General features: G+C 68.4%; 15 protein-coding genes. 6 read left to right on the top strand and 9 right to left on the bottom strand.

Annotated features, from left to right (window positions below; all coding sequences use genetic code 11):
* Positions 1–57 precede the first annotated feature (57 nt).
* A complete protein-coding gene (deoC, locus tag ACFU5M_RS06335) occupies positions 58–726 on the bottom strand; it encodes a deoxyribose-phosphate aldolase (protein WP_379044660.1) in 669 nt (222 codons plus the stop codon).
* A 155-nt stretch (positions 727–881) separates the two neighbouring features.
* Here deoC and ACFU5M_RS06330 point away from each other — a divergent pair, with 155 nt between their 5' ends.
* Positions 882–1,436 carry a GNAT family N-acetyltransferase gene (locus ACFU5M_RS06330; RefSeq protein ID WP_379044657.1) on the top strand — a complete coding sequence of 185 codons (555 nt, stop codon included), beginning with the start codon at positions 882–884 and terminating at the stop codon, positions 1,434–1,436.
* 359 nt (positions 1,437–1,795) lie between these two features.
* Positions 1,796–2,686 carry a formyltetrahydrofolate deformylase gene (gene purU / locus ACFU5M_RS06325; RefSeq protein ID WP_379044654.1) on the top strand — a complete coding sequence of 297 codons (891 nt, stop codon included), beginning with the start codon at positions 1,796–1,798 and terminating at the stop codon, positions 2,684–2,686.
* Between the two features lie 25 nt (positions 2,687–2,711).
* Here the strand turns inward: purU and ACFU5M_RS06320 are convergent, their stop codons facing one another.
* From ACFU5M_RS06320 to ACFU5M_RS06300, 5 genes are all read right to left on the bottom strand, one after another.
* A complete protein-coding gene (locus tag ACFU5M_RS06320) occupies positions 2,712–3,755 on the bottom strand; it encodes an alpha/beta fold hydrolase (protein ID WP_379044650.1) in 1,044 nt (347 codons plus the stop codon).
* A 92-nt stretch (positions 3,756–3,847) separates the two neighbouring features.
* Positions 3,848–4,138: a DUF2516 family protein gene (locus ACFU5M_RS06315; RefSeq protein ID WP_379044763.1), complete on the bottom strand. Its 291-nt coding sequence runs from the start codon at positions 4,136–4,138 to the stop codon at positions 3,848–3,850.
* Between the two features lie 81 nt (positions 4,139–4,219).
* Positions 4,220–4,912, bottom strand: a complete 693-nt coding sequence (locus tag ACFU5M_RS06310; protein WP_379044647.1) for a heparin-binding hemagglutinin — start codon at positions 4,910–4,912, stop codon at positions 4,220–4,222.
* The gene (locus ACFU5M_RS06305) at positions 4,909–5,415 is read right to left on the bottom strand and encodes a helix-turn-helix domain-containing protein (RefSeq protein ID WP_379044644.1); all 507 of its coding nucleotides are present in this window, start codon (positions 5,413–5,415) and stop codon (positions 4,909–4,911) included. The genes ACFU5M_RS06310 and ACFU5M_RS06305 overlap by 4 nt, the downstream gene beginning before the upstream one ends.
* A gap of 104 nt (positions 5,416–5,519) precedes the next feature.
* Positions 5,520–6,854 (bottom strand): DUF445 domain-containing protein, encoded by a 1,335-nt coding sequence (locus tag ACFU5M_RS06300; RefSeq protein ID WP_379044640.1) that lies wholly within the window; start codon positions 6,852–6,854, stop codon positions 5,520–5,522.
* A gap of 218 nt (positions 6,855–7,072) precedes the next feature.
* Between ACFU5M_RS06300 and ACFU5M_RS06295 the strand changes: the two genes are divergently transcribed.
* The 4 genes from ACFU5M_RS06295 to ACFU5M_RS06280 all read left to right on the top strand — a co-directional run bounded on the left by ACFU5M_RS06295 (position 7,073) and on the right by ACFU5M_RS06280 (position 11,324).
* Positions 7,073–7,756 (top strand): TetR/AcrR family transcriptional regulator, encoded by a 684-nt coding sequence (locus tag ACFU5M_RS06295; RefSeq protein ID WP_379044637.1) that lies wholly within the window; start codon positions 7,073–7,075, stop codon positions 7,754–7,756.
* 221 nt (positions 7,757–7,977) lie between these two features.
* Positions 7,978–9,390 carry an ABC1 kinase family protein gene (locus ACFU5M_RS06290; protein ID WP_379044634.1) on the top strand — a complete coding sequence of 471 codons (1,413 nt, stop codon included), beginning with the start codon at positions 7,978–7,980 and terminating at the stop codon, positions 9,388–9,390.
* 36 nt (positions 9,391–9,426) lie between these two features.
* Positions 9,427–10,677, top strand: coding sequence for a saccharopine dehydrogenase family protein (locus ACFU5M_RS06285; protein ID WP_379044630.1), 1,251 nt, complete (start codon positions 9,427–9,429; stop codon positions 10,675–10,677).
* Between the two features lie 35 nt (positions 10,678–10,712).
* Entirely contained in the window at positions 10,713–11,324 is a 612-nt protein-coding gene (locus ACFU5M_RS06280) for a class I SAM-dependent methyltransferase (protein WP_379044626.1), read from the top strand.
* Positions 11,325–11,357: 33 nt separating this feature from the next.
* Here ACFU5M_RS06280 and ACFU5M_RS06275 read toward each other — a convergent pair whose 3' ends face one another.
* From ACFU5M_RS06275 to ACFU5M_RS06265, 3 genes are all read right to left on the bottom strand, one after another.
* Complete coding sequence (locus tag ACFU5M_RS06275; RefSeq protein WP_379044760.1) at positions 11,358–11,903, bottom strand: TetR/AcrR family transcriptional regulator; 546 nt, start codon at positions 11,901–11,903, stop codon at positions 11,358–11,360.
* A 100-nt stretch (positions 11,904–12,003) separates the two neighbouring features.
* On the bottom strand, positions 12,004–12,912 hold the full coding sequence (locus ACFU5M_RS06270; protein ID WP_379044623.1) for an SDR family oxidoreductase: 909 nt from the start codon (positions 12,910–12,912) through the stop codon (positions 12,004–12,006).
* A gap of 96 nt (positions 12,913–13,008) precedes the next feature.
* Entirely contained in the window at positions 13,009–13,200 is a 192-nt protein-coding gene (locus ACFU5M_RS06265; RefSeq protein WP_379044620.1) for a hypothetical protein, read from the bottom strand.
* Positions 13,201–13,260: the final 60 nt, after the last annotated feature.

The following is a 13,260-nucleotide window of genomic DNA, read 5'->3' as shown; positions in this document are numbered from 1 at the left end:
CGTCGCGGCGGCGCTTCGGGGCGAACCCCGGATCCGCGAACGTTTTTCGACTGCCGGTCAGGGCGCGAAGCCGTCGAGCACCTCGCGAGATCTCGACAGCCCGAGCCGAGTCGCACCCGCCGCGATCAGCTCCGCGGCCGCATCCGCGGTCCGGATCCCGCCGCTGGCCTTCACCCCGAGCCGCCCGCCGACCGTTTCGGCCATCAACCGCACCGCGTGGACGCTAGCGCCGCCGGCGGGATGGAATCCCGTGGAAGTCTTCACGAAATCGGCTCCCGCACGCTCGGCGACCCGGCACACCTGCGCGATCGCTTCGTCCGGCAGCGCAGCGGATTCGATGATCACTTTCAGCAGCGCCCGATCGCCGACCGCCTCGCGCACCGTGACGATGTCGGCGAGCACCGCCGTGTAGTCACCCGCGCGGGCCGCGCCGACGTCGATCACCATGTCGACCTCGGCCGCCCCCTGGTCCACCGCGAGCCGCGCCTCGGCGCCCTTCACCAGCGAATGATGTTTTCCCGAAGGGAATCCGGCGACCGTCGCGACCACCAGTCCGGGCGCGCGCACCGGCAACATGGACGGCGACACACAGATCGCGAGTACGCCCAATGCCCGCGCGTCCTCGATCAGCGCGTCGACCTCGCCGGGCGTCGCCTCCGGGGCGAGCAGCGTGTGATCGGTCATGGCGGCCACTTCGGCCCTGGTCAGCGACGTGGAACTAGCCATGGGGTGAGAGTCTGGCACACCGGAGGTGAATTCCGTTGCGCGCCTATCGGCACTTCCCGCACACTCGTAGCTGATGGCGCATCGGAGAACGTCTCGCCACGGTCGACCGACTAACGTGTGCGGATGGGCCCTACTTCGTTCGGGAGGAGACGACTGTGCTGATCCGTCGCGAACGCGCCGACGACGCCGCTGCGATCGCCGCGGTGCATCGCAGCGCATTCGGACCGCGCTATGCCACTACCGGTGACTGCGATGGTGCCGGCGTGTCCGGCGACAGCGCGGACCCGCCCGAGGTGGACCTGGTCGCGCAGTTGCGCAGCGACGAGGGCTGGATACCGACGCTCTCCCTGGTGGCGATCGAGCACGACAGCGTGGTCGGCCACCTGTGCCTGACCAGAGCCGCCGTCGGCCCGTTCCCCGTGCTGGCGCTCGGCCCGATCGGTGTTCTCGCCGACCATCAAGGCTCTGGAGTCGGCTCGGCCCTCATGCACGCGGCTCTCGGCGCCGCCGACGCCCTCGACGAGCCCTTGATCGGCTTGCTCGGCAGCCTGGAGTTCTACCCGCGCTTCGGTTTCGTCCCCGCCGCCCGTCTCGGCATCACACCGGACGACCCGGCCTGGATCAGTCACTTCCAGGTCCGCTCCCTGTCGGCCTACGACTCCCAGCTAGTCGGCGAATTCCACTACGCGGAACCGTTTTACCACCTCTGACACACGACACGAATAGTCGAGCGATGACGACTCATGGCCGACCGGGTGGAGTTCGGCCCGCCCGAGCCGAGCGCATAGCGGGGCACTGAGCCTACGGGTCGATGACGGGTACTCCGGCAGCCTGGAAGGGCGCGGTATCGCGTGTGGCCACGGCCATGTTCGTGGCGCCCGCCGTCGCGGCGAAGTAGCCGGGCCGATCGCGGCCCGCCGGCGCGGGCGGTGGCCATGAGTTCGGCGTACGCGGTCGATGCGGCCAGGTCGGAACTCACCTCGCAAACCGACAACCTGCCCTGGAACCCTCTCGAAGGCTGTGCCGAGGCGCGGCGCATCCCGCGTGGCGCACCTGGGAGGATGAACGCATGAGTTCCGCTCCGCCCGTCCTGGACGACCGCCGCTATGTGCTGACGCTCGGCTGCCCGGATCGTCCGGGCATCATCGCCGGTATCACGTCGTTCATCGCCGAGTTCGGTGGGTCGATCGTGGAGGCGGGGTACCACTCCGACGTGGAGACGGGCTGGTTCTTCACTCGCCAGGCGATCAAAGCGGCGACGGTGCCGTTCGAGATCGAGGAACTGCGTGACCGGTTCGCCGGGGTGGCGGCCGACCTGGGCCCGAAGACCGAATGGCAACTGCTGGACTCCCGCGCGCGCCGCCGCGCCGTCCTGCTGGTCAGCAAGGACGGCCACTGCCTGCACGATCTGCTCGGGCGCGCCGCCAGCGGTGAGCTGCCCGCCACCATCGAGGCGGTGATCGGCAACCACCCGGATCTCGCGGCGATGACGGAGGCGCACGGGGTGAAATTCCATCACGTGCCGTTCCCGAAGGACCCGGCCGAGCGCGGTCCAGCGTTCGAGGAGGTCCGCGCCCTGGTGGACGCGCACGACCCGCACGCGGTGGTGCTGGCGCGGTTCATGCAGGTGCTACCCGCCGAACTGTGTGAGCACTGGGCGGGCAAAGCCATCAACATCCATCACAGCTTCTTGCCGTCGTTCGTCGGCGCTCGCCCCTACCATCAGGCATTCGCCCGCGGCGTGAAGCTGATCGGAGCCACCTGCCATTACGTGACCGCGGAGCTGGACGCGGGCCCGATCATCGAGCAGGACGTCATCCGCATCGACCACGCGGACGAGGTGCGCGACATGGTCCGCCAAGGCCGCGACATCGAGCGGGTGGTCCTGGCGCGGGGGCTGCGCTGGCATCTGGAGGGCCGCGTGCTGGTGCACGGCCGCCGGACGGTCGTCTTCTCCTGACCGGCGCGAACGCCGCCCCGACGCGTCAGCCCGCGAGGTCGGCGCGGGTGCGCTTGCCCACTTCGGCGAGCACGCGCCCGAGCTCCTCGTTGAACCGCTCGTAGGCCTCCACATTGCCGAGATGGCCGGTCGGCAGCACCTGGTAGCGCACGAGACTGCCCGTCTGCCGCAGCAACTCGACGATCCGCTCGGAGTGGACCGGCGGGGTCATGTCGTCGAATTGTCCCGAGAGAACCGTGGTGGGTACCACGAGATTGCGCGCCGCCTCCCCCACATCCATCGTGGCGAGCAGGAAGCCGAACTTGGAGCGGACCCAGGCCGGGCACGATCGCACGATGGCCATGCTGAAGTCCAGCAGCTCACCTTTGGCCGCGGTGCTGAGGATCTGTCGCGCGAACATCCAGCGCACCGGTGCGATCGGCGGGAAGACGATCGGGGTGCCGAGCCCCAGCCTGCCGAACAGGAACGGCAGCGGCACCTTCAACTGCAGCAGCCGCCACGGCCGGTTCAGCAGCGGCACCACCGTGGTCTCCAGGATCAGCCGGTCGGCCGCGGTATTGGTCAGCAGCACCGCGTGCGCTTGGCGCGCGACCCGCTCGGGGTAGCGTCCCGCCCACGCCTGCAACGTCATGCCGCCGAGACTGTGACCGACCAGCACGGCCCGCTGTCCGGGCGCGAGCGCGGCGTCGAGCACCGCGGCCAAGTCGTCGGCCAGCAGGTCCATGTTCAGGTCGCCCGGGCCGTAATCGCTCTCACCGTGGCCGCGCTGATCGTAGGCGATCACTCGGTAATCCCCGGCGAACGCATTGATCTGCGGATTCCAGTATTCGAGGCAGCAGGTCCACCCGTGCACGAGCACGATGGCCGGCTTGTCCGACGGACCGTAGGCGTGTACCCGCAGCCGGGCGCCGTCCCCGGCGCGGACCGGGATCACCTCATGGGGCACGGTCGGCGGGTTGAACGCGGCGGTCCGGTAGGTACGGGAACGCAAGTCGGCGCTGTGCGCGTCGCGCAAGCTCCGGAGCAGCCCCGGGAAGCTCGTCAACGCGGTCGGCAGCATGGCACGCATCGGACACTCCTTTGTGTTACTGCTAGATACAGTAACCCCGATTCGCACCGCTTGCTAGTGCAAGCACCCTGATCAGTCGGCGATCTCCGCCCTCACCAGCGCGGACCCCGCTGCACTTCGTCGACCTTGGGCCGGACGTCGGCCAAGTAGACGCCGGTCGCGATGATCGCCGCGAAAGAGAGCAGGCCCAGACCCGCGGGCGAGAGGACGAGCACGAGCACAGCCGCCCCGAGAATCGCCAGCCAGATCGGCTTGGTCAGCTTGTCCACCGCGGTGAACGCGTCCGGACGCTGACGCACGGCGTGGATCAGCGCGAAAATCGTCGCACCGAGCGCCGCCAGCCACAGCACCAGCAAGATCATCCCGGTCAATCCGTGCACCATATTCACCCCACCCATCATAGAAGCAACGCCCCCGCACACCAGAGGTGTGCGAGGGCGTCGGACAGCCGGAACGGCGGAGGGTCAGGCCTTCTTGGGAGCGGCCTTCTTCACCGGCGCCTTCTTGGCCGCGGCGGCGGGGGTGGTGGTGGTCGCCTTCTTGGCCGGGGCCTTCTTCGGCGCACCGTTCGTCACCGGAGCCGGGGTGGCCTCCGTGGTCACCTCGACGACCTCGGCTTCGACGACCGGCGCGGCCTCGGTCTCGGCCTCGGTCTCGGTGTCCTCGACCTTGGCCGGGCGGCCCAACAGCCCGTTGACGCGCCCGAACACGTCCTCGGCGCGGCTCACCGCGTCGCCGTAGATGGTCTCGACCTTGCCGATCCGCTCCTCGACCAGGTGGTTGGCGCGCAGGCGATCGATGGCCTCCTCACCGCGGACGGCGAGGTCGGCGTAAAGGTCCAGCGCCTGCCGGTAGTACTTCTCGGCCAGCGTGCGCAACTCTTCGGCGGTGAACTTCTCACGCAGCTCGGCGAGGTCCTCGGGCAGCTCCGACGGCAGCCCGGACAGTCGCTCGCGCAGCGACTCGAACTGCGCCTGGACATCGGCCGGGACGTTGGCGAAGCGCTCGCGCGCCTCCTCCACCCGGGCCTGCACGTCGGTGGTGGCCGCGCGGTCGCGCACCTGGGCGACCACGTCGTTGACGGCGGCGTAGAGGGCGTCACCCGCGCCGACGGTGGCGAGCAAGGGCTTGGTGACGGGGGCGTTCTTCTCGGTCATGATGTTTCGTTCTCCTGGCGTGGCGGAGTGTCGGTTGTCGTGCGCGGAACGTCGCTGTCCCATACATCCCCCCCTGCCTCGTTTCCTCCGTTTTCCCGGCGAAACGATTCATAGATGTCCAGTAGCACCTGCTTCTGCCGCTCACTGATGGACGTGTCGGCAAGCAGGGCGTCCCGGACCGGACTGTGCGGCCGCTGCTCGAGATAGCCGGCCCGTACGTACAAGACCTCCGAGGAGACCCGCAGCGCTTTCGCGATCTGCGTGAGCACTTCGGCGGACGGATTGCGCAATCCGCGCTCGATCTGACTGAGGTACGGATTGCTCACCCCCGCCAGCTGGGCGAGCTGTCGCAGCGAGACTTGCGCGGCTTCTCGCTGCGCCCTGATGAAGCCTCCGATGTCGTGCGCCGCACTGACGACGCGACCCCCTCGTTCGCCGACGCCGGACGAGTGCTCGTCCGATCTGTCGGTGTACTCGGCGGAAACCTCGGGCTGGTCTGCCATCACTCACCTTCTGGCGGTTGTACGAGTTCGATTCTAGGACAGGGTGCTAGCTATTGCAAGCAGTCTGCTAGCAGTGTTCGGGCAAACGGACCGCGTGCCGCGGCTCAACCACCGAACATCAGATGGGAAATCGTGTAGATCGCCAGTCCGGCAAGCGAACCGACGACGGTTCCGTTGATGCGGATGAATTGCAGATCCCGGCCGACCTGCAATTCGATCTTCTTGCTCGCCTCTTCGGCATCCCACTTGGCAACCGTGTCGGTGACCAGGGTGCTGATCTCACCGGCATAGTTTTCCACCAAGTAGCGCGCGCCGCGGTCGATCCAGCCGTCCACGTTGGCGCGCATGTCCGCGTCGTCGCGCAACCGCTCGCCGAGCTGCTGCACGTTCTCGGCGACCTTGCGCCGCAGCGTGCTGCGCGGATCGTCGGCGGACTCCAGGATCAGCCGCTTCGCCGCGCGCCAAGTGGCCGAGGCCAGCCCGGTGATTTCCTCCCGGCCCATGATCTGCGCCTTGATGCGCTCCGCCTTCTTGATCATGGCGTCGTCGTTTTGCAGGTCCTCGGCGAATTCCTCCAGGAAACGATTCGCGGCGAGGCGGACTTCGTGCTCCGGATCGGAGCGGATCTTCCAGGTGAACTCGACCAGTTCCCGGTAGATCCGTTCGGAGAGCAGGATGTTGACGAACTTGGGCGCCCATTGCGGCGCGTCCCGCAGCACGATTCGGTCGATCGTCTCCTGCGAACCCAGCGCCCATTGGTGCGCCCGCTCGGCGAGCAGATCCAGCAACGCCAGCTGCCGGTTGTCGGCGAGCAGTTCCGCGAGCACCCGCCCGATCGGCGGACCCCACAGCGGCTCGGCGATCCGCTTGACGATGGTGTTGTCGATCACCTGCTCCACGTCTTCGTCACGCAGCACGCCGACGACGGCCCGCAGGATCGTCGAACTCTCCTGTGCGACCCGTGCGGCATGACCGGGATCGGCCATCCAGCGCCCGACCCGCCAGGAGACCTGCGCGGAGCTCACCTTCGCCGACACCACTTCGGGCGCCAGGAAGTTCGTGCCGACGAAGGTACCGAGGCTGGCGCCGAGCTGGTCTTTCTTGCGCCGGATGATCGCTGTGTGCGGAATCGGCAGGCCGAGTGGATGACGGAACAGGGCGGTCACCGCGAACCAGTCCGCCAGCGCGCCGACCATGCCCGCCTCGGACGCGGCCCGCAGATAGCCCACCCAGTCGCCGCCCGCCCCCCGCGATTCGGTCCAGCGACAGAACAGATAGATCGCGGTGGCCAGGGCGAGCATGCCGGTGGCGAACGCCTTCATCCGCCAGAGGTCACGACGCTTGGCCGCCTCGTCGAGTACGGCAGCGAAGCCGAAGGGCGCGGCGGCAGGCCCGGCGGGGGCATCCACCACCGCGGTGTTGCCGGGAGCTTTCTCCATGCCTCCCATTCTGCTGTGCGCGGCGGAGTGGGCGAGCGGGCGAGCGCGATGTGGACACCCCGGACGCGCCCGATGCTGTGGTTCATACCGCATCCGGGCTCAAAAGCGCATATCACGGGTAGCGGGGACCTAAGCTGGTAGCCACCGAGCACATACGAACGAGGGAGCCCACGCTGTCCACCGAAGACCTTGTCGATATCGGCGAGCGACCGTCGGCGGTGCGCGGCGGCCGGACGGACGGCCGCAAGCGCCGGTGGCGGCAACACAAGATCGACCGCCGCGAGGAACTCGTCGACGGCACCCTCGCCGCGGTGCGTGCCCGCGGCAGCAACGCGGGCATGGACGAGATCGCCGCGGAGATCGGCGTCTCCAAGACGGTGCTCTACCGCTACTTCTCCGACAAGAACGACCTGGTCCACGCGACCATGCAGCGGTTCATCGAGACCACCCTGATGCCGCGGGTGTACGGCGCGATCAGCCTGGACGCCGACGAATACCAGCTGGTCCGCTCGGCGCTCGCCGAGTACGTCGGGACGGTGGACGAAGACCCCGAGGTCTACCGGTTCATCATGGGCAACGGCTCGGCCGATCAATCCTCGCTCGCGGAGTTCGAGAAGCTCTTCGCCGAGGTGGTGTGCGCCGTCATCACCGAGCGCGCCCAGGAGCGGGGCGTGGCGACCGAGGGCGCCGCGCTGGCGTCGTACGTGCTGGTCGGCGGAATTCAGCTGGCGACGCACTGGTGGACCACCAACAAGTCGCTGTCCCGCGAGGACGTGATCGACTACCTCACCATGCTCGCCTGGAGCGCCATCGAGGGCATGGCCCGCGCGGGCGGCTCGCCCGCGAAGTTCAACGCGCAGCAGCATGTGCTGCCCGGCCCCGAGGCACCCGCGCAGGACTGACCGGGGCCGTGGACCCAGGTGCTAGCTGGACCGCTTGCTGAAGTTCACCGGCACTCTCGACTTTGCCGAAACCTTGGCTAGTCTGAACCCGAGCGGTGCGCCCAGTGCGCTGCGTCACCGCCGGCGCCGGTACTCGACGGCGGTCCGCGCGGGCACGACGGCTCGCACGCTGCCGCTTGCGCGTCCGTCGCTCCGACCGCGGCACCAACGGAGGTACCTCGATGGCGAAGCAAGTACCGACCTCTCGGCTTGCTCGTGGCACCAAGCTGGGTGCGGTAGCAGCCAGTTCGGTGCTTCGCACCCAGCGCACGCGGTTGACCATGCGGGGCAGATCCGAGGCCGTCCGGGCGAAGATGGCCGAGGAATCCATGATTCGCACCACCGAGCAAGTGGTCATGGTGCTGGGCACCATGAAGGGCGTCGCGATGAAGCTCGGCCAGATGATGTCGGTGCTGGATCTGGATCTGGTGCCCGAAAACCACCGGGAGCGGTTCCAGAAACGCCTGGCCGTGCTGCGCAACGCGGCCCCCACGGTGTCGTTCGCGGCCATGCGCCAGGTGATCGAGGATGATTTCGGCAAGCCGCTGGACGCCGTCTTCGCCGAGTTCGAGGCCGAGCCCGTCGCCGCCGCCTCGATCGGCCAGGTGTACCGGGCGCGACTACACGACGGCCGCCGAGTCGCGGTGAAGGTGCAGTACCCGGGCATCGACGCCGCGGTGCGCGCGGACCTGAAGAATCTCGCCATGTTCCGGCGCGTTCTGCAGTCCGCGATGCCGTGGGTGACGCCCGCGGTACTGGACGAGCTGCGGCTGAACATGGAAGCCGAACTCGACTACCGGGCCGAGGCGGCCACCCAATTGCAGCTCGCCGAGCTCTACGCCGAGCACCCATTCGTCATCGTGCCGCGCTCGCTGCCGGAGTTCTCCACCACGCGGGTCCTGGTCACCGAGTACGTCCAGGGCAAGGGTTTCGACGAGATCCGGCAGATGCCCCAGGCGGAGCGCGACCGGATCGGCGAGATCATCTACCGGTTCTATATGGGGTCGCTGTTCACCTTCAACGAGTTCTGCGGCGACCCGCATCCCGGCAACGTGCTGCTGGCCGCGGACGGCCGGGTCGGTTTCCTGGATTTCGGGCTGTTCAACCGGATGGATCCCGAGCACGTGCAGTTCGAGCTGGTCTGTCTGCGTGCCGCCGCGGAAGACCGCGCGGAAGATCTGCGCGAGTTGATGATCCGGCGCGGTGTCATCGATTCACCGGAGGAGATCGGCGCCGAGGAGTGCCTGGAATACGTGCTCGCCGCCTCGGAATGGTGTCTGGTCGACGAGGAACTGACCATCACCCCGGAGCTGGCCAGCGGCGCCTTCCTGCTCGCGGTGGACCCGAGGGCCAGCGAGTTCACCGGCATGAAGCAGCAGAACCTGCCGCCGGAACATCTTTTCTCCCGCCGCGCCGACTTCCTGACCTTCGGCATGCTCGGTCAGCTCGGCTGCACCGCTAACTGGCATCGCATTGCCCGCGAATGGCTCTACGACGAACCACCGGCCACCGAGCTCGGCCGCGTCCATCACGCCTGGCTCGCCGACCGCCCACAGACCGCGCCGCAACGTCCGCGCAAGAAGACCACGAAGTAGCCGCCGACCGGCGGCACGACCGCAGAACGGAAGACCATGGCAGACACTCGGGAATACGACCTAGTCCTCTTCGGCGCGACGGGCTTCGTCGGCAAGCTGACCGCGGAGTACCTGCTCGGGGCCGCCCCGGAATCCGCGCGTATCGCGCTGGCGGGACGGTCGCTGGACAAGCTGACCGCAGTGCGCGACGACCTCGGCCCGAAGGCCGCCGGCTGGGGCCTGGTGGTGGCCGACTCGAAAGACCAAACCGCGCTGGACGAGCTGGCGGCGCGCACCAAGGTCGTGGTCACCACGGTCGGCCCGTACCTGCGCTACGGGTTGCCGCTGGTGGCGGCGTGCGCCAAGGCAGGCACCCATTACGCCGACCTCACCGGTGAGCCGCTGTTCATCCGCGACGCCATCGACACCTATCACGAACAGGCCGTCGCCACGGGTGCGAAAATCGTCAATTCCTGCGGCTACGACTCGATTCCGTCCGATCTGAGCGTCTATCGGCTCTACCGCCGCACCGTCGAGGACAACACCGGCGAGCTCGTCGACACCACGCTGGTCGCCTCGCTCAAGGGCGGCGTCAGCGGTGGGACCATCGATTCCGGCCGCGCCATGATGGAAGCGGTCGCCGCCGATCCGGCCAAGGGCAAGGTGCTGTCGCATCCGTATTCGCTGAGCCCGGACAAGTCGATGGATCCCGAGGTCGGCCGTCAGTCCGATCAGGCCCTGTCCCGGGCGAATGCCATCGACCCGAGCCTGGACGGGTGGGTGAGCACGTTCGTCATGGCCGCGCACAACACCAAGATCGTGCGCCGCACCAACGGGCTGCTCGGCTGGGTGTACGGCAAGAACTTCCGCTACCGCGAAGTGATGAGCGCGGGCAGGTCGCGGGTGGCGCCGCTGGTCGCGGCAGGGATGGCGGGCGGCATCGTGGCGGGCTTGACCGCGGGCGCGCTGCTGTCGCGGGCCGCCGCCGGCCGCAAGCTGCTGGACCGTGTGCTGCCGAAGCCGGGCACCGGGCCGGACGAAAAGGCGCGCAAGAGCGGCTGGTTCACCATGAAGACGTTCGCGCACACCACCTCGGGCGCGAAGTACGTGGCCACCTTCTCCGGCACCGGCGACCCGGGCTACCAGGCCACCGCGGTGCTGCTCGGCGAGAGCGGCCTGTGCCTGGCGTTCGACACCGACAAGCAACCCGAGCTCACGGGCATCCTCACGCCTGCCGCCGCGATGGGCGACGCGCTCACCGAGCGGCTGCGCGCGGCGGGCATGACCATCACCGTGGACCGCGCCTGAGAGAGACGCACCCGGTGAACCTCGCACGAAAAACGATGAACGCCCCCGCCCTCGCGGCGGTGTACGAGCGAGCCTGGCGGCCGACGCTGTTCTATCTCGCCAGCGGACGGACGACCGCGGCGGACCGGCGTGACGCGGTCGCCACCCTGCGGCTGGGCGGCGCGCAGAAGGTGCTCGACATCGCCTGCGGGCCGGGCAATTTCACCCGGTACCTGAGCGAGGCGGTGTCGGGTGACGGCTACGCCATCGGTTTGGACTACTCCGAGCCGATGCTGGCGCGCGCCGTCGCCGACAACGCCGGACCACGCGTCGGATATCTGCGCGGCGACGCGCGGTCTCTCCCGTTCGCGGACGGCACCTTCGACGCCGTCTGCTGTTTCGGCGCGCTCTACCTCATTCCCGACCCGCTCGTCGCCGCCCGCGAGATGATCCGCGTCCTCGCCCCCGGCGGCCGCATCGCGATCACCACCAGTCATCGAGCCGCCAACCCCGTCGGCGAGGTGAGCCGAGTGGTCGGCGGTTTGAGCGGTCTGCGGGTGTTCGGCACGCGGACTTTTCCGACCCTGTTCGCCGAGCAGGGTTTGGTGGAGATCGACCAGCGGGTGCATCGCCTGCTCCAGTACGTCAGCGCGACGAAACCCGCCTAGTTTCGGTGCCGGAGCTGGGCCCTGGTTCGGTGCTCATTCGTCGGTGACGGCTTTGATCAGGAACTCGAGCTTGTCCACCGTCCGGTCGAGCGGGCGGGTGCTGCGTTCGACCCGGCACATCGCCACCGTGCCCTCGACCGCGGCGACGATCAGCGTGGCGGTCTGCTCGGCGTCGACCTCGCTCGCGCCGTGGTCGCGCAACGACCGCACCAGCAGGCCGGTCCAGTTCTCGAACGCGGCCGCGGCGGACCGCTGCGGCCCGTCGTCCTCGCCCGGGTCTTCGATCGAGACCGCGAGCACCGGGCAGCCCGCTTGGAAATCGCTGTCCAACAGCACCTTCCGCCACATGGTCACGAACGACCGCAGACCGGCGACGGGCCCGGCGGGCAGCCCTTTCCCGAGTGTGCGGGCGGCCAGCGCGTCGGCGAACTGCACGGCTTCGGCCGCCAGCTGCGCTTTGCCACCCGGGAAGTAGTGGTAGGTGGAGCCCAGCGGGGCCTGGGCGTGCTTGGCCAGCTCCCGCACGCTGGTCGCGTTCAGACCCCGGCGGCGGATCATGTCGGCGGCGCCGGCCACCATCCGCTCCCGCGCCTGCGGAGTCTCGGCCACGCTGCTCCTCCCTCGATCATGACGACTGTCATAGTCTACCGCGCAGGTAAGCGGCTTACTCCGCGCAGGTCTACCCGTCGACGAAGAGGTCGTTGGCGAGCGCACCGGCGCCCGGCACGACCCGATATCGGTCCAGGTCGATGCTGCCGCGCGAAGCGAGGACATCCTCGTCCAAGAGCAGTTGACCGGTGTAGGCCGACGCGGGACTGGTCACGATCAGCACAGCGGCATCGGCACAGATGAAGGGGGTGCGAGACGCGGCGACGGCTTCTTCGCCGCCGAGCAGGTTGCGCACCGCCGCGGTGTCGATCTTGGTACGGGGCCACAACGAGTTCACGGCGATGCCGTAGGACCGGAATTCGTGTGCCAAGCCGATGGTGGCGATGCTGACACCGTATTTGGAGACGGTGTAGGCAACGCCGTTGCCGACGTGCTCGGGGCTCATGTTGAGCGGCGGAGAGAGAGCAAGGATGTGTGGGTTGCGTCCGGCTTGCGCCGAGATGCGCAGGTACGGCAACGCCAGCTTCGACAGCAGGAACGGGGCGCGGACGTTGACAGCCTGCATGTGGTCGTAGCGCCGCATGCCGATCTGCTCGGCACCGGTGAGATCGACCGATCCGGCGTTGTTGACCAGGATGTCGATGCCGCCGAAGCGCTCGACGATCCGATCGACCGCCTCCGCCAGTGCCTTGTCGTCGCGCACATCCGCCACCAGCGGCAGTACGTCGCCGCCCGCGGCCGCCGCGTCGGCCGCGGCGGTATGGATCGTGCCGGGCAGCTTCGGGTGCGGCTCCTGAGTCCGGGCGATCATCGCGACGTTCGCGCCCTCCGCCGCGAACCTGATCGCGATGGCCCGGCCGATGCCCCGGCTGGCTCCGGTGACGACAGCGGTCCTCCCCCTGAGCAGATCGCCGGTCGAATCCGCTCGCGTGGACATGGACATGGACATGGACGCGGTCGTAGGTAGGGGGCTGTTCATAGCGGGTGGTCCTCTGCCGTGCATACGCGATCTTGTCGGGTGAGGCTAGCTGGCATTCGGCGGGATGCCGGCGCGTCGCGCTCCGGCCTCGGAGTGTCACGCCGCCGGCGGCCCGGCGCCGAGGTCGACCATGCGGTGCAGGATCGCGGGAGCCAGGGCCAATTCGAATTCGGTTCCGCCGCTTTCGAAGACGAACGCGAGGTAGTCGTCGCGAGGGACCGGGGCCAGGCGGACCGAGCATTGCTCCCCCACGATCACCCAGCCGCCCATGGTCAATTGATCGGACATCGCCCCTCCCACCCTTCGACACTTCCGATAAGTGGACTATGCCAGTTGTGGCGACGGGGT

The sequence above is a fragment of the Nocardia sp. NPDC057455 genome, from assembly GCF_042802775.1.
Taxonomy (GTDB): domain Bacteria; phylum Actinomycetota; class Actinomycetes; order Mycobacteriales; family Mycobacteriaceae; genus Nocardia.
The sequence above is the reverse complement of the archived record's forward strand: the minus strand, read 5'-3'. Positions and strand labels throughout refer to the sequence as shown.